This window comes from Novosphingobium kunmingense, from assembly GCF_002813245.1.
Lineage (GTDB): Bacteria > Pseudomonadota > Alphaproteobacteria > Sphingomonadales > Sphingomonadaceae > Novosphingobium > Novosphingobium kunmingense.
Genome location: NZ_PHUF01000005.1, coordinates 149,677 through 165,034 on the forward strand (window position 1 = coordinate 149,677; position 15,358 = coordinate 165,034).

Consider the following 15,358-nt stretch of genomic DNA (forward strand, 5'->3'; position numbering starts at 1 on the left):
CAGTCAATTCTCCGTCGCGGCAGCGGCCGCCTTGTCAGGGTGCTTTTCGCCCGAAAGAAACGAACGGGCAAGGATAATAAGGACGCCGATCGAGATCGCCGCGTCGGCCAGGTTGAAGATGTAGAAGTGCCAGTCGCCAAGGTGGAAATCGGCAAAATCGATAACGTGGCCATAGACCGCGCGGTCGCGGATGTTGCCCAGCGCGCCGCCCAGCACGAGGCCCAGCGGGACGATGTCGGTGAGCTTCTTCTCGCGCAGCATCCACACCAGGACGACCAGCGCGATCGCGCCGGTCATCGCCACCAGCAGCCAGCGCGTCAGGTCGGTGCTGGCGGTCAGCAGTCCCATCGACACGCCGAAGTTGGACGTGCGGGTGAGGTTGAAGAAGCCGGTCAGGACGATCTGCTCGCCGTCGCGGTCAAGGCCGAGCGGGCCGATCACGATGGCCTTGGTCAGCAGGTCGAGCGCCAGCACCAGCGCGGCCAGCGCGAAGCCGATGGTGCGGTTGCGGGAGGGCGAAGCGCTCATGCGCCCGCGTCCATGCTGCCGACCACCTGATCGCAGCGTGAACAGAGGTCGCCGTCCTCTTCCACTTCGGGCAGCAGGCGCCAGCAGCGGCCGCACTTGTGGTGGTCGGAACGGGTGATCGCCAGGTCATCGCCCGGCGTGACCGAGGAGACGATGAACAGTTCGGCCAGATCGACGTCGCCCACCTCGCCCGGCCACACGACGGCGGCTTCCAGGCTCGATCCGACGATCTTGTCGCGGCGCATAGGTTCGATCTGTTCGTTCACCTGCGTGCGGGCGGCGCGCAGCGCATCCCACTTTGCCATGTCGACCTGCGTTGCAGGCACCACTGGCCATTCGAGCAAATGGACGCTGCCCGCTTCGGGATAGCGCGTGGCCCAAACTTCTTCCGCGGTGAAGACCAGCACCGGCGCGGACCAGCGCACCAGCGCGTGGAACAGCATGTCGAGCACGGTGCGGTAGGCCATCCGCTTGGGATCGCCTGCCGCATCGCAGTAGAGGCTGTCCTTGCGGATATCGAAGAAGAACGCCGACAGGTCCTCGTTGCAGAAGTCGGTCAGCGTGCGGACATAGGTGTTGAAGTCGAAGTTGTCGGTCGCCGCGCGCAGGGTCGCATCCATCTTCGCCAACAGAGCCAGCATGTAGCGTTCAAGCTCCGGCATGGCCTCGGGCGCGACGCGCTCGGCCTCGGTGAAGCCGTCCAATGCGCCCAAGAGGTAGCGGAAGGTGTTGCGCAGCTTGCGGTACTGGTCCGACACGCCCTTGAGGATCTCGTCGCCGATGCGGTGATCCTCGGTGAAATCGACCGTCAGTGCCCACAGGCGGATGATGTCCGCGCCGTAGGTTTCCATGACCTTGTTCGGGTCGATGGTGTTGCCGAGCGACTTCGACATCTTCATGCCCTTGGCGTCCATGGTGAAGCCGTGGGTCAGGATGCGGTCATAGGGCGCGCGGCCGCGGGTGGCGCAGCTTTCCAGAAGCGAGGACTGGAACCAGCCGCGGTGCTGGTCTGATCCTTCGACATAGATGTCGGCCGGCCACGACAGGTCGGGCCAGCGGCCCGAGTCGAGCACATAGGCGTGGCTGGTGCCCGAATCGAACCACACGTCGAGGATGTCGCTGACCGCTTCCCACTCGTCGTGATTGTAGTCGGCACCCAAGAAGGCGTGTGCGGTTTCAGGAGTCCAGGCGTCGATGCCCTGTTCCTTTACCGCCGCGACGATGCGCGCGTTGACCGCTTCGTCGACCAGGTATTCGCCGGTCTTGCGGCTCACGAACAGCGTGATCGGCACGCCCCAGGCGCGCTGGCGGCTCAGCACCCAGTCGGGGCGCCCTGCGACCATCGAGCCGATGCGGTTGCGGCCCTTGTCTGGGGTGAACTGCACGCGCTCGATCTCGGCCAGCGCAATTTCGCGCAAGGTTGGCGAGCCGGCGTGGGCCTCGTCGTCGATCGCCGCGTTGCCGCCTTCGCCTTCCCAGCGGCTTTCCGCGCGGGACAGGGCGGGCAGGTGATCCATCGGCTTGTCCATCGGCACGAACCACTGCGGGGTGCAGCGATAGATCACCTTGGCCTTCGACCGCCACGAATGCGGGTAGGAGTGCTGATAATCCGCGTTCGCCGCGAGCAGCGCGCCTGTCTCGCGCAGGTCCGAACAGATCGGCCCGTCCGGCGCGTTGAACTTGGGATTGATGACCGATCCCTGCCCGCCCAGCCATGGCCAGTCCTCTCGGTACTTGCCGTCACCTTCGACCGCGAACTTGGGATTTATGCCGACCGATTTGCACAGCTCGAAATCGTCCTCGCCGTGATCGGGCGCCATGTGGACGAGCCCTGTGCCGCTGTCGGTGGTGACGAAGTCGCCCGCCAGCAACGGCCGCGGCTCGGCAAAGAACCCGCCTAGCGCATGCATCGGGTGGCGGGCAACGGCACCCTTTAGGGCAACGTCGGAGAGTGCCGATTCAAGCGTAAGTTCTACACCCGCGCGAGCAGCAAAAGCGGAAGCCAAGGCTTGCGATAGAACATAACGTCGACCGTCAGATGCCGCGAAAACCCCGTAGCAAGCTTCGTAGCTCACCTGTTCAAATGCCGGGTTGTAGGCAATGGCCTGATTGACTGGAATCGTCCAAGGCGTCGTAGTCCAGATGACTACGAAGGCTCCAGCAAGGTTTGGAACTTCGGGTGCCTCGACAATCTCGAACGCCACGTCGATCTGGGTCGAAGTGATGTCCTCGTACTCGACCTCGGCTTCGGCCAGCGCGGTCTTTTCGACCGGAGACCACATCACCGGCTTGGCGCCGCGATAGAGCTGGCCGCTGGTCGCGAACTTGAGCAGTTCGGCAACGATCGTCGCCTCGCTCTCGGGCTGCATGGTGAGGTACGGGTTGTCCCAGTCGGCCATCACGCCGAGGCGCTTCAGCTGCCCGCGCTGCACATCGACCCAGTGCTGCGCATAGGCGCGGCATTCGGCGCGGAATTCCAGCAGCGGAACCTCGTCCTTGTTCTTCTTTGCCTTGCGGTACTGTTCCTCGACCTTCCATTCGATCGGCAGGCCGTGGCAATCCCAGCCCGGCACGTAGGGCGCGTTTTTGCCGAGCAGGTTCTGCGTGCGGCAGACCATGTCCTTGATCGTGTGGTTCAGCGCGTGGCCGATGTGCATGTCCCCGTTCGCGTAGGGCGGACCGTCATGGTACATGAAGGTCTCGCGGCCCCGGCGGGCATCGCGCAGCTGCTCGTACAGCTTGTCCGCTTCCCACTTCGCCGCAATGCCCGGCTCCTTCTGCGGGAGCCCGGCCTTCATCGGGAAATCGGTCTTCGGCAGGAAGACGGTGTCTCGGTAATCGCGCTTCTCGGTCATAGCGGGCGGGCCTTAGCGGGGCGCACGGCAATGCGCCAGTTTCTTCACGCCAGCAGGCGGCGCGCCTCGTCACAGTCCGCTTCGATCTGGGCGACCAGCTCGTCCATCCCGGCAAATTTCGCCTCGGGCCGCAGGAAGTGGTGGAACGCGACGTCGATGGTCTGGCCATAGAGGTCGCCAGAAAAGTCGAAGAAGTGCGGCTCGAGCAGTTCCTTGGGGGGATCGAACTGCGGGCGGATGCCCAGGTTGGCCGCGCCTTTCAGCACGGTGCCGTCGGGCAGTGTGCCGGTGACGGCATAGACGCCGTAACGCGGGCGCAGGTAATTCTCGAGGCCGAGGTTGGCAGTGGGATAGCCGATGGTGCGGCCAACCTTGTCGCCGTGCTGCACGGTGCCACGGATCGTGAAGGGGCGGGTCAACAGGCGTTTCGCAGTCTCGCAATCGCCGGCCTTCAGCGCCTCGCGGATGCGGCTCGAGGAGACGACCTCACCATGCTCGCTCACCGGGCCGACGGCGCGGGCCTCGATCCCGATCCGCGCGCCGATGTCGCGCAGCACCGCGACATTGCCGCCGCGTCCCTTGCCGAAGGTGAAGTCTTCGCCGGTGACGACCCCGGCCGCGCCGAGCCGTTCGCCCAGCAACTTGACGACGAAATCCTCAGCCGTGGTTGCGGCCAGTTCGGCACCAAAGGCAAAAACCAGCATCGCGTCGGCACCGGCTTCGGCGAACAGGTCTTGCCGCTGGTCGAGCGTGGTCAGGCGGAAGGGCGGGGCATCGGGCGCGAAGTGGCGCACCGGGTGCGGATCAAAGGTCGCGACGATAGCGGGGCGTCCATCGGCCCTGGCCCAGCGGATCGCCTCGCCCGCCACGGCCTGATGGCCGAGGTGGAAGCCGTCGAAATTGCCCAGCGCGATCACTGCCCCGCGCAAGGCCTCCGGCATCGGATCGCGGGCGTCGAGGCGCGGAATGGTGGTCACGCGGCGGGCGGCTCCGCCTTGACCTGGGCAAGGGGCACCAGACCGGCGCGGATCACCCTCAGCGCGTTGCCGCCCATCACCGCGCGGATCTCGTCCGGCGTGAAGCCCGCGTCCAGCAGCGCCTGGGTCACCTGTTCGAGCTGGCCCGCGTGAAACCGCACCGTGGTCGCCCCGTCATAGTCGCTGCCGAGCGCGACGTGCTGCACGCCGACCAGGTCCCTGACGTGCTTCATCGCCCGGGCCACCGCGCGCGGATCGGTGTCGCAGACCGCGCCGTCCCAGTAGCCGATGCCGATCACCCCGCCGGTGCGGGCGACGCCGCGCACTTCCTCGTCGGTCAGGTTGCGGTTGACCTTGCAGGTCGCCTGGACGCCGCCGTGGCTGGACACGACAGGACGGCGCGCGGCGGCGAGAATTTCCGAAACGCACTGGTGGCTGCAGTGCGCTATGTCCACGATCATTCCCCGGTCTTCCATCGCGGCCATCACCTGCCGGCCGAGCGGGGTCATGCCGCCCTTTGCGATGCCGTGCATCGATCCGGCCAGTTCGTTGTCGAAGAAATGGGTCAGCCCCGCCATGCGGAAGCCCGCGGCATAGAGCCTGTCGAGGTTGCCGGCCTTGCCTTCGAGGTCCTGCAAGCCCTCGATCGACAGCAGCGCGCCAACAGGGACAGCCTTGCCAGCGCGCGCTGCCAGCAGGGCATCGAGGCTGGCCTCGTCCGTAACCTTGGCGAGCCTGCCTTCCGACCCGGCTACCGCGCGATCCAGCTTGGTCGCATGCCAGAGCGAGCGCTCGAGCAGCGAGGTCCAGGTGCGCACCGGCTGCATCTGGGCAATGACCAGCGCGGTGATGTTGTCGGTATCGGCGCCGTTGGCGTCGTAGTTCTGCCCGCGCGGGGTCTTGGTCACGCTAGAGAAGACCTGCAGCGCGACATTGCCCTGCTGCATGCGGACCAGATCCTCGTGCCCGCGCGGCGTGGTGCCGAGCAGGTCGCGTTTCCACATCAGGGTGTCGGAATGCAGGTCGACGATCTGCAGGCCGGCGTGCAGGGCCCTGGCTTCGGCGCTGACCGGGATCAGCGGCTTGCCGTCGATCTGGTTCATGTCGCCTTCGATCTTGCCCGGCGCCACGCCGAAAAATCCGATCGCGGCCACGGCGGCGAGGACCAGCGGAATCCATACCCGTTTGCGTAGTGTCACGTGCTGCTCTCCCTCAGACAGAGGCTTTACGCAGCAGCGTCACGAAATCAAACCCCGGGGCGCGACCTTCGGCGGGATGTGCCTGGCGGAAGGTTTCGGTCCATTGTGTGCGGTCGAAGGACGGGAAGCGGGTGTCGCCGCCGGGCGCGGCATGCACTTCGGTCCATTCGATCCGTTCCGCCAGCGGCAGGAACAGGTCGTAGATCTCCGCCCCGCCGATCACCGCGACATGCGCTGCGTTGGCCAGGACCAGCGCCTCTTCGGGGGAACGCACCACCTCGGCTCCGTCCTCGGCCCACTTGGGATCGCGGGTCAGCACGATATGGCGGCGCCCCGGCAGCAGCCCCGGCAGCGATTCGAAGGTCTTGCGGCCCATCACCATGGGCTGGCCGGTGGTCAGCGCCTTGAACCGGCGCAGGTCGGCAGGAAGATGCCAGGGCATGGTCCCGGCGTTGCCGATCACGCCATTGTCGGCCACGGCGACGACCAGAAAGACCTCGCCGCGCTTCACCAGCCGAGCCGGGTGACGTGGCCCATCTTGCGCCCGGGGCGGGCGGCGGACTTGCCGTAAAGGTGCAGGTGGTTGGCCGGATCGGCCAGGATCGTGTTCCAGTCCTCGGCCGCATCGCCGATCAGGTTGCGCATCTCGACATGGGCGGCCGTCAAGGCCGTCGCGCCGAGCGGCAGGCCGCAGATCGCGCGGACGTGGTTCTCGAACTGGCTGGTCAGCGCGCCTTCGACAGTCCAGTGACCCGAGTTGTGGACGCGCGGGGCCATCTCGTTGAACACGGGGCCATCGTCGGTCGCGAAGAACTCGAGTGTCAGCACCCCGACATAGTCGAGCGCTTCGGCCACCTTGGCCGCCAGGTCGCGCGCCGCGCCGACCTGCGCTTGCACGCCATCGCTGGCCGGGACGACCGAACGGTCGAGAATGCCGCCCTTGTGGGTGTTTTCGGCGCTGTCCCAGAACACGATCGCTCCGTCCGCGCCGCGGCACAGGATCACCGAGAACTCGGCAATGAAGTGCACGAAGCCTTCGTAGACCAGCGGCACGCCGGTGATTGCAACGCCGTCGGCATCGCCATCGGTCATGATCCGCCACTGACCCTTGCCGTCATAGCCGTCGCGGCGGGTCTTGAGGATGCCGGGCGAGCCGATTTCGGTCAGGGCGCGGTCGAGATCCTCGGCCGTGTCGACCAGATGGAATGGCGCCAGCCTGCCGCCGAGATCGGTGACGAAGCGCTTTTCGTTGAGGCGGTCCTGCGCCACTGCGAGGGCGCGGTCATTGGGGATGAGCGCAACCCCGCCTAGCGCGGTCAAGGGCGCGACGGGGACGTTCTCGAATTCATAGGTGACGACCGCGCAGTCGGCGGCGAAGGCGGCCATGGCCGCGCCGTCGGCCCAGTCGGCGCAGGTGTGCTGGGCGCAGACCTCGGCCGCGATCGCATCGCGTTCCGGAGCGAAGACGTGGCAGCGATAGCCGAGCCGGGCGGCGGCCATGGCCAGCATCCGGCCAAGCTGGCCGCCGCCGAGAATGCCGATGGTCTCGCCAGGTGGGATCATGCGCGCGCAGCCAGTCCTATTGCGGCCGTTCGGCGACGCTGTCGGTCTGCGCGGCGCGAAACGCCTTGAGTCGCTCGGCCAGAGCCGGATCGGTGGTGGCGAGGATCGCCGCGGCAAGCAGGCCGGCGTTTGTCGCGCCCGGTTCGCCGATGGCCAGGGTGCCGACCGGGATCCCGGCGGGCATCTGCACGATCGAGAGCAGGCTGTCCTGACCCGACAGCGCCTTTGACTGGACCGGCACGCCCAACACCGGCAGGTGGGTCATGCTGGCGACCATGCCCGGCAGGTGCGCCGCTCCGCCAGCCCCGGCGATGATCACCTTGAACCCGGCATCAGCCGCGCCCTGTGCGAAATCGACCAGGCGCTGCGGCGTGCGGTGGGCCGAAACGATCCGTGCCTCATGCGCGACGCCCAGCTTGTCGAGAGCTTCGGCGGCGCATTTCATCGTCGCCCAGTCCGACTGGCTGCCCATGACGATCGCGACCTTGGGGGCGTCGGAGCGGGTCATGGCCTAACACTCCGACAGGTAGTAGCGGTCGGTCGCCGCCATGCCCTGGTCGAGCTCGTAGACGATCGGCTGGCCGGTCGGGATCTCGAGACCGGTGATCTCGTCGTCCGAAATGCCTGACAGGTGCTTGACCAGCGCACGCAAGGAATTGCCGTGCGCGGCGATGATCACCGTTTCGCCTGCCTGAAGCTGGGGGACGATAGCGCTTTCGTAATAGGGCAGGACGCGCGCGATGGTGTCCTTCAGGCTTTCGGTGTTGGGTATGGCGATCCCGGCATAGCGCACGTCGGCCGCCAGATCGAATTCGCTGCCGGCTTCCTGCGGCGGGGGCGGAATGTCGAAGCTGCGGCGCCAGATCCTGACCTGGTCTTCGCCGTGCTTGGCTGCGGTCTGCGCCTTGTCGAGGCCGGTGAGCCCGCCATAGTGCCGTTCGTTGAGATGCCAGTCCTTGGTTTCAGGGATCCACACCCGACCGGCAGCTTCCAGCGCAAGGTGCAGGGTGCGGATCGCGCGGGTCTGCAGGCTGGTGAAGGCGACGGTCGGGAGCAGGCCCTTTGCGGCCAGCAGCGCGCCTGCGGCCTTGGCCTCGGCCTCGCCCTTTTCGGTCAGGTCGACATCCCACCAACCGGTAAAGCGGTTTTCCAGGTTCCACTGGCTTTGTCCGTGACGGACAAGAATCAGGCGCGGCAAGGTCTTGGCTCCCCCGTTGAAGGAGCCCACGCCCCTAGCGGCTCGATTCGTCTTTGGGAAGCGCCGGATCGGCCATTTCGCGTGCCTGCTCCTTGCGGCGGCGCAGGTTCTCGCGCAGCTTGGCGGCAAGGCGATCCTCGCGCGACGGTTTCGCGGGCGGGGGGGCGGTATCTTCACGCATTGGCAATTTATCCGGCGCTAACAGGCTTCGGCTTGACAAAGCAAGGGCCCGCAGCCAATAGCGCGCCCCTGCCTGACCGGCCCGCCGGCCCAGGCCCTTCGGAATGGTGTGCTGCTGTAGCTCAGTGGTAGAGCGCATCCTTGGTAAGGCTGAGGTCGGGAGTTCAATCCTCCCCAGCAGCACCATTCCACTGCCGTTTCCACGGCAAATCCGCTTCTCGCACAGTGGAAAGGCCAAACCCGCGCGGTTCTGCGCCGTTTCGGACGCGGCCGATTCGAGTTGAGGACAGAGACGCCGCAATCATCGGCCGCTTGCGGCCAGATGTGGCCGCAGTTCTCAGAAGCCGCTTTTCCTGTCCTGAGATGGTTTTGAGGGTGTTTGCAGGGCAGCGCGATTTACGCGAATCCAAGCGCCTTGCGCTGGTCGTTCCAGTCGACGGGAAGTTCGCCGCAACGTAGCAACGACCGGGCGGTCAGTTCGATCGGCTGGCGGCCTTCGATTATCGCCAGCGTGATGTCCGGCGCAAGAAAACGCAGCCGCGCCAAGCGAACCAGGTGACTGCGCTCGACCGGATTGGCGGATCGCTGTTCGGTGGTCAGCTTCTTCCACGCCGCCCAGCCGCGGCGGATCAGATCGACGAGATGCGGATCGCGGTTGGCGGGTCGCGCATCCGGAGAGGCATAGACCAGGCGGAGCTCGATTCCCCGGCGTTTGAGCGCGACCGGTGTGATCAGGACGACAGGATCGCGAAGCAGCGCCTCTGCGGTGCCGACCGCCATGGCTTCGGCAAGGAGGCTGCGATCGAGCTCGATCCTGAGCGCATGGGTTTCGATCGAAACTCGCGCATCGAGGTGCTGGAGCGCTTCCCGTAATGCCTTGCTGTCACCACAGGCCGGCGCGAGCTGTGCGGCTCGCGCGATTGCAGCCTCCGACAGGCCAAGCGTTCCCAACTCGGCATTGAGCCGGTCGGGATCGCAGAGCAATCGCTGCAGGGATTGCTGGACCAGTGCTTCGATATCGCCGGCGGGCAGGCGCCAGCCGTTGCGGTTGTCGCGGGTGCTGCTGACATAGTAGCTGTAACGCTTCCTGCTCTTCTTGCCGTGGGTGCTGTAGAGGCGCTGGCCATCGGCATCGTCAATCCGTCCGGCGAGCGCGCTGATGGTGCCGGTGCGCGGGCGCTTCACTGCGCCGCTGAGCCGAGCTTGCACCTTCTCCCAAAGTGCACGGTCGATGATTGCGTCATGCTCGCCGGGATGAACCAGGCCCTTGTGATTGACCTCCCCGAGGTAGATGCGGTTGCCGAGAATGTGCCGGAGACCACCGGGCCGGAAGGGCGTGCCGCCAAAGGGCCGCCCGTCGCGGGTCACGCGCTGCTTGGACCGAACACCGAGTTTGGCGAGGTTCTCGGCCAGACTGTCGAGTGAGGGAGACTTGAGATAGTGGGAGAAGATCAGCCGGACATCATTCGCCTCGTCCGGATTGATCACCAGCTTGCGCTCGACCACATCGTAGCCGATCGGGACCGGACCGCCCATCCACATGCCCTTGCGCTTGGAGGCGGCAATCTTGTCGCGGATCCGCTCGCCAGTGACCTCGCGCTCGAACTGGGCGAAGGACAAAAGAACGTTGAGCGTCAACCGGCCCATTGAATTGGTAGTGTTGAACGCCTGGGTCACGCTGACGAAGCTCGCCCCGGCTTTGTCGAGCACTTCGACAATCTTGGCGAAGTCGACCAGGCGCCGGGTCAGCCGATCGACCTTGTAGACGACGATGACATCAACCCTGCCTTCGCGGACATCGGCGAGCAGTCGCTGCATCGCCGGCCGGTCCATCGTGCCGCCCGAAATCCCGCCGTCGTCATAGTGGTCCGGCAACAAGGTCCAGCCCTCGTGCTGCTGCGACAGGACATAGGCCGCGCAAGCCTCGCGCTGGGCATCGAGACTGTTGAAGGCTTGCTCCAGACCTTCCTCGGTCGACTTGCGGGTATAGATCGCGCAGCGCACCGGCGGCGGGCTTGTCCTGCTCATGCCTGGCCCGCTCGCCTGAGCCCGAAGAAGCGGGGGCCAGACCACTGCGCTCCGGTGATGTGCCGCGCGATCATCGACAGCGAGCGCCACGACTTGCCGGCGAACTCGAAGCCGTCCGCGGTGACCAGCACCGTGTAGATCGTCCCGTTCCACTTGCGCACCAGGCGTGTGCCGGGCTTCAGCTTGAGCGGCGGCTCCTGCATGGCAGTGGTCTGGTCGGCCGATACGGACTCGAGTTGTTTGCGCACCACCAGTGGCAGCCCGCCGAACTTTCGCTCCTGCCGCTCGTAGGCGAGCGCGCGGCGCAGCAGCGAAGGCGCCACCTCTGGAGCCGGCGCAGCGAATGTCTTCGCCCACGCCGATGCCAAGGTGTCGCCGCTCATTGCCGCAATCCGCTTGAGGTCGGTTGCCAGCCAGCCCATCAGGAGGTCCCGCCGCCGATCCGGTAGCGGCGGACTCCATCGAGTTTCTCGCTGAAGACTGGGTGACCCTTCTTCCTGAGGCCGGTCAGCACGGCGCGGGTGGTGTGCGGCAGCCAGCTGGTTGCTGAAACCAGCTGCTCGATCGAAGCGCCTTCGGGGCGCTGCAGCATGTCTAGTATCAAGTCGGCCTTGCTCTGGCGCTTGGCCGGCTCGACCTCGGCGGTCGTTGGAACGTGCACGGCCTCCTCGTCCCTGGGCTCGCGAGCCATCTTGCGTGGGCGCTTTGCGGCAGGCTTAGTATCGGCATTGGCAATCATGGGTGGTTCTCCGTTCGGAGCGGCGACCATAGCCGCTCCCACCACTTAAAGCCCTGCCAGTCGTGCTGGTCAGGCCGGCAACCGCTCATGCCGGCTGCGATTCATCGACAGCACCAATGCTTGCGTTGTGCGGAAAGTCGAATGGATTGTGCGCAGGAATGCTGGATCTCGATTTCGAGCCACTCTTGTGGTCGTATTCCCGCCTTTTCAAAGACTAAACTGAGGGCCTAGCCAACCAAGCGCTTCATCGCTTGTTGGACAACTCATCGCACCATATTCGTTCAAACATCCGTTAAACTGTAATCCGCATGTCAGGGCCTTGCCCCCTGCGTCAGCTCGCTGGCACCAAAAATAGCGGACGTTGCGGCTCAAGCGTCACCTCGTACGTCACTCCGGCGCCCTCTGGTCGTATCTCTGGATCATAACCGATCGGCAGCGGAAAAGTTAGCCGGATCTCGCCATAACGTTCCCAGAAAAGATACGCTGCCAGAGAGTGCATTTTAGATCCTATCGGCGCTACGACCATGTCGTAGTCGTCAATCAGGAAGTCATAATAGCGCTCGAGCATTTCCAACGTCTCGTTAACGTGTAGCGTGGATACGACTTCACTTGCAGTTCTTCTGCCACGTTCGAACTTGCGGTGGAGGCGCTTTGAAAGGTCTAACCGCCAGGATAAACTGTCGTCACCGGGATTGCCGTACATCAGGAGCAACAGCGACGGATTGACCGCCTCGACGACTCCGGTCGAACGATGCACCTCATAGCCTGCTAAAATCGCAAGGCATGAGCGCGCGTTCTGGCTACGGTAACCCGAGAAGGCGTCGAGCGAGAGGTTCTCGCTCATCTCAAGCGCCATCGAGCGGGGCAGTAACTCGATCTCGTCTGAAGCACCAATCGCATCGTACTCCTCCTTTGTCGGATGGTACTGGATCGCGGCAGTATAGTAGATTATCTGACGCTCGCCGGACCGGTGGGCACGGAGCGCCTTTAGTGTCATGCAGATCGCATAGGCCGGCTGCCCGGACAGATCGACGCCGAACACCCGCGCATCACGGGGCAGGACAGCCAAGGTTCGTCCTATACTACTTTCCAGTCGGCTCGGCGCGCCGTGCGGCAAGTCGACGATATGTACGTTAGAATGACCAAATTTGAGATTAGCTAGCCCAAAGTAGCGTTCGAAGACCGCGTTGTTGCCTGGCACGTCATTCTGGAACCGGATAATAATGCACTGCGCTCCGACGCGGAACTCACCTGCCTCGAGCACCCTGAAGGCACGATCTTCAAAGCCGGCCGCGAGTATCAGGCCATCGAGCTCACGAGTGGAGGCAGCGATGTCATCAAGCGTACTGACATCGGAGGCTACGCTGGAGAATACCGATGCCATTAGCGCGGATCCCTGTAGTCAAAGAGATCTGGCATGGAATCGTCGCCTTGCCGTAACCGACTAGTTCCCTGCTTTGCGAAAGCTGCCGGTGACAAGAGAAGCATCTCAAGCTTACCTTTCGAAAGTCGCAGGTGTGCGTCACGCTGGTATCCGATACTGAAGGCGGGACAATATATCCGGTTGAGCACGTAGAACGGTTTCTTCAATACGTCGTCACGGGCAAATCCTGACCTACCTGCATCCAAGACACCGAATGTAATCAAACGTCGCAGAACCGTTTCCGCTTCTGATGTTAGATCCGCGAAGTCATTCCGTTCGATCGCCAGGTACTGCCTCTTCCTGCGCTTATCCGCTTCTGCACGCAAATACTTCCGAAAGGTCGAACCAAGCGCTGAAGTAACCTCAAACAGTCTCCGGCCAAGGCTCACTCGTTGGCCATCAATAATAATGGTACCGGAAATCTGACTAAGAGACTCTAGGCGCTTCTCGGAAATTGTGCGTATCGCTCGGTCTTGATCACGTGTGGACGCAACACGCGGAGCTTCCTTTCTGTCAATATTTGAGACGACAAATATCTCTGACACAATTTCGAGTAGATTTCGCGGCGTCCTGTCAGCTATGTTCCAAACCGTCGACCATCCCGCATAATAAGCGCCGTGTGCCTGGCGCGATAAGAGGTCCTGCAGCCGCTCGACGCTTATTTGCTGGTCGCCGAGGTAATCGGTTATATCGCTGCTTTGATACTGGAAATGTATCAGCCGCTGCTCGATGATGCGCCGGAAGTAGCGCTCCAGCTCTCTGCGAGCTAATCCTCCAGAACCCGCAGAGCCAATGAAGAGTATCTGCGAGATGTCATGCTCGACATAGTCTTGACCATTCTCCAGCGCCTTCCCGCTCGAATTCTTGAAGTCAAAGGTTAGCTTCTCAGCGGACAGTTTGACACAGAATAACGGGTTCGAGCTTAGCATTAGATCATTGATCACCGCTTGGACGTTGCGTGGAACATAAGGTGCACCTGCGTCATCGAACAGCAAGTGGAAGCGGGTGGAGATTAGATCGGGGAACGCATCACGCACCAGCGAGAAGAATTGCATCAACACGCGAGGCTCTCGTTCGCCGGGGCCAACGAACGCGTCGGGTATCCGAGCAACCTCGTCCATTTCCACCCTCACCATGGTTGAAACGAGATTCTCTAGCTCAGTTTGGATATCCGACTCGACGGAGACGATACCAGGGGCGGGAACGAACTGTCCGAGAAGCTGCCGAAGCGCCGCAAGTTGAGTCGGCTCCCGAAGCTCCTTCGCGGACACGCCAGCTGAGATGATCTCAAGCGTCCGGCGTATGATCTTAACGATCATTATGCCAGTGATCAGCCTTCGATCGAGTGCTCCGTCCCAGTCGCTCCTCGTCGCGAGCGGCGCAAACTCGCCCTGCCGACAGGGAAAATAGACACCGAATGTTTGCCGGAAGTCGACGACATCTGATGAAGCGTTCGGAAAGAAGGCCAAAGAAGCGAGGTAGGTCGACTTACCGGAACCGCGATTGCCGGATACATAGATGTTCCCATAGTCTCGAATCTTCTCCATGAGCTGCTCGAATGGCACGAACAGCTCAACGGCAACACTTGGGTCTATAATCTCCTCATAGCGCTGCAGACGGAACGAGACTGGGGTCTCGAACTTTTCCGTCACGAAAGCCTCCTTGGCAAGCACGTATGATGCATACCCACCGTCATCTTGGAGCGCACGACAAACGGTCGCGAACGACTGAGACCCAGGCGATAAAACATCCATGATCTTCAAGTAGTGGCGCGTACCAATGTATTTACGAATCGACATATTGGGGACTGATGCGCGCTGGGCGCGGAGCAGACGCCAAATGTGCTGCTTATAGTTCGCGAGATCGTTGTTCCGGCAGACCTCAAATGGCAGACTACCCATCGCCCCAAATGAAATGTCGACAATGCGGAATCTAATCCCACCTTTTGCATGCTGATCCACCATAATATTACCGTCGTGGAGATCGCCGTGGTATGCGCCTAGTTCTTCCAGTTCGGCCAGCGCGCGACCAATTTGCCTGGCGAATGAAATGGCCACTTGCGAATTTAGGTGGTGGTTAGCCTGTTGTAGGAACTCACGAAATGTTATCCCCTCAATGAAGGGAAACACTAGGCAATGGAGCCGGACAGGCTTGCCAAGTGCGTCCTTTGCTATGACCTCGAGGAAATCCTGCGGTGCAACAATCGCACTGTCACTCCTCAGTCCGCTCAGCATTCTAACCGAGTGCCGAATATCCGTCGCAGCGCCCGGTCGAACAAGCTTGAGCACGACATTCGTGCCGAGGAGCCGGTGCCTAGCCTCAACCACGATCGAATTTTTGCCAGACGAGATAACTCTGAAGCCCTCGTACTTTTCCGCGAGTGTGCCCATCGCCTCGTCTCCCGACGAGACCACATCAAAATGTATTAACAGGCGGCTCAGAAACAGCCTTCCCATACCCGTGAGACCGCCGGCAGGTCCCTCCTCTATGTACCCGTGCCGCCTGAGAAGCGCGACAACTTCGGCCTCGCGGTTAAACGACCCTGTCTCCCAATTGTAGTCAAGCTCGAGCAGCCTCGCGCCAATTTTAGGGTCGCTCACGAACTCCAAGACATCATCACTACGTGCGATGATCCCATTCATGTTGGAGTGAAGAGATGAATCCGAGG

Annotated in this window: 14 protein-coding genes and 1 tRNA gene; 1 reads left to right on the top strand and 14 read right to left on the bottom strand. The window is 62.9% G+C overall.

The features are described from left to right. Window positions 1–3 precede the first annotated feature (3 nt). Genes lspA through B0I00_RS17205 form a run of 9 tightly spaced genes read right to left on the bottom strand, consistent with a single transcriptional unit; the run spans window position 4 to window position 8,501 of the window. Entirely contained in the window at window positions 4–528 is a 525-nt protein-coding gene (gene lspA / locus B0I00_RS13480) for a signal peptidase II (protein WP_100867935.1), read from the bottom strand. Next, window positions 525–3,383, bottom strand: a complete 2,859-nt coding sequence (ileS, locus tag B0I00_RS13485) for an isoleucine--tRNA ligase (RefSeq protein ID WP_100867936.1) — start codon at window positions 3,381–3,383, stop codon at window positions 525–527. The genes lspA and ileS overlap by 4 nt, the downstream gene beginning before the upstream one ends. A gap of 44 nt (window positions 3,384–3,427) precedes the next feature. Continuing rightward, complete coding sequence (locus B0I00_RS13490) at window positions 3,428–4,351, bottom strand: bifunctional riboflavin kinase/FAD synthetase (protein WP_198519265.1); 924 nt, start codon at window positions 4,349–4,351, stop codon at window positions 3,428–3,430. 5 nt (window positions 4,352–4,356) lie between these two features. Further along, on the bottom strand, window positions 4,357–5,559 hold the full coding sequence (locus B0I00_RS13495; protein WP_232730245.1) for a dipeptidase: 1,203 nt from the start codon (window positions 5,557–5,559) through the stop codon (window positions 4,357–4,359). A gap of 13 nt (window positions 5,560–5,572) precedes the next feature. Continuing rightward, window positions 5,573–6,070, bottom strand: coding sequence for a dihydrofolate reductase (locus B0I00_RS13500; RefSeq protein WP_100867937.1), 498 nt, complete (start codon window positions 6,068–6,070; stop codon window positions 5,573–5,575). Next, the gene (locus B0I00_RS13505; RefSeq protein WP_100867938.1) at window positions 6,067–7,122 is read right to left on the bottom strand and encodes a 5-(carboxyamino)imidazole ribonucleotide synthase; all 1,056 of its coding nucleotides are present in this window, start codon (window positions 7,120–7,122) and stop codon (window positions 6,067–6,069) included. Before B0I00_RS13505 ends, B0I00_RS13500 begins: the two co-directional genes overlap by 4 nt. A gap of 16 nt (window positions 7,123–7,138) precedes the next feature. Next, complete coding sequence (gene purE, locus B0I00_RS13510) at window positions 7,139–7,630, bottom strand: 5-(carboxyamino)imidazole ribonucleotide mutase (RefSeq protein ID WP_100867939.1); 492 nt, start codon at window positions 7,628–7,630, stop codon at window positions 7,139–7,141. Window positions 7,631–7,633: 3 nt separating this feature from the next. Further along, entirely contained in the window at window positions 7,634–8,320 is a 687-nt protein-coding gene (gpmA, locus tag B0I00_RS13515; RefSeq protein WP_100868155.1) for a 2,3-diphosphoglycerate-dependent phosphoglycerate mutase, read from the bottom strand. A gap of 34 nt (window positions 8,321–8,354) precedes the next feature. After that, window positions 8,355–8,501, bottom strand: coding sequence for a hypothetical protein (locus B0I00_RS17205; protein ID WP_198519252.1), 147 nt, complete (start codon window positions 8,499–8,501; stop codon window positions 8,355–8,357). Between the two features lie 110 nt (window positions 8,502–8,611). Between B0I00_RS17205 and B0I00_RS13520 the strand changes: the two genes are divergently transcribed. Beyond that, a tRNA-Thr gene (locus B0I00_RS13520) sits at window positions 8,612–8,686 on the top strand. A 210-nt stretch (window positions 8,687–8,896) separates the two neighbouring features. Here B0I00_RS13520 and B0I00_RS13525 read toward each other — a convergent pair. The 5 genes from B0I00_RS13525 to B0I00_RS13545 form a co-directional block, all read right to left on the bottom strand. Next, a complete protein-coding gene (locus B0I00_RS13525) occupies window positions 8,897–10,528 on the bottom strand; it encodes a recombinase family protein (protein WP_100867940.1) in 1,632 nt (543 codons plus the stop codon). Then, window positions 10,525–10,950 carry a DUF2924 domain-containing protein gene (locus B0I00_RS13530; protein WP_100867941.1) on the bottom strand — a complete coding sequence of 142 codons (426 nt, stop codon included), beginning with the start codon at window positions 10,948–10,950 and terminating at the stop codon, window positions 10,525–10,527. The genes B0I00_RS13525 and B0I00_RS13530 overlap by 4 nt, the downstream gene beginning before the upstream one ends. After that, window positions 10,950–11,267 carry a DUF3489 domain-containing protein gene (locus tag B0I00_RS13535; RefSeq protein ID WP_232730246.1) on the bottom strand — a complete coding sequence of 106 codons (318 nt, stop codon included), beginning with the start codon at window positions 11,265–11,267 and terminating at the stop codon, window positions 10,950–10,952. The genes B0I00_RS13530 and B0I00_RS13535 overlap by 1 nt, the downstream gene beginning before the upstream one ends. A gap of 331 nt (window positions 11,268–11,598) precedes the next feature. Beyond that, window positions 11,599–12,651 (bottom strand): hypothetical protein, encoded by a 1,053-nt coding sequence (locus tag B0I00_RS13540; RefSeq protein ID WP_100867943.1) that lies wholly within the window; start codon window positions 12,649–12,651, stop codon window positions 11,599–11,601. Next, the gene (locus B0I00_RS13545) at window positions 12,651–15,332 is read right to left on the bottom strand and encodes an ORC-CDC6 family AAA ATPase (RefSeq protein WP_198519253.1); all 2,682 of its coding nucleotides are present in this window, start codon (window positions 15,330–15,332) and stop codon (window positions 12,651–12,653) included. Before B0I00_RS13545 ends, B0I00_RS13540 begins: the two co-directional genes overlap by 1 nt. Window positions 15,333–15,358 lie beyond the last annotated feature (26 nt).

Bases quoted from the DNA above. Each gene is read 5' to 3' on its own strand.
- lspA (WP_100867935.1), bottom strand. From the start codon at position 528: ATGAGCGCTTCGCCCTCCCGCAACCGCACCATCGGCTTCGCGCTGGCC.
- ileS (WP_100867936.1), bottom strand. From the start codon at position 3,383: ATGACCGAGAAGCGCGATTACCGAGACACCGTCTTCCTGCCGAAGACC.
- B0I00_RS13505 (WP_100867938.1), bottom strand. From the start codon at position 7,122: ATGATCCCACCTGGCGAGACCATCGGCATTCTCGGCGGCGGCCAGCTT.
- purE (WP_100867939.1), bottom strand. From the start codon at position 7,630: ATGACCCGCTCCGACGCCCCCAAGGTCGCGATCGTCATGGGCAGCCAG.
- B0I00_RS17205 (WP_198519252.1), bottom strand. From the start codon at position 8,501: ATGCGTGAAGATACCGCCCCCCCGCCCGCGAAACCGTCGCGCGAGGAT.
- B0I00_RS13525 (WP_100867940.1), bottom strand. From the start codon at position 10,528: ATGAGCAGGACAAGCCCGCCGCCGGTGCGCTGCGCGATCTATACCCGC.
- B0I00_RS13530 (WP_100867941.1), bottom strand. From the start codon at position 10,950: ATGGGCTGGCTGGCAACCGACCTCAAGCGGATTGCGGCAATGAGCGGC.
- B0I00_RS13535 (WP_232730246.1), bottom strand. From the start codon at position 11,267: ATGATTGCCAATGCCGATACTAAGCCTGCCGCAAAGCGCCCACGCAAG.
- B0I00_RS13540 (WP_100867943.1), bottom strand. From the start codon at position 12,651: ATGGCATCGGTATTCTCCAGCGTAGCCTCCGATGTCAGTACGCTTGAT.
- B0I00_RS13545 (WP_198519253.1), bottom strand. From the start codon at position 15,332: ATGAATGGGATCATCGCACGTAGTGATGATGTCTTGGAGTTCGTGAGC.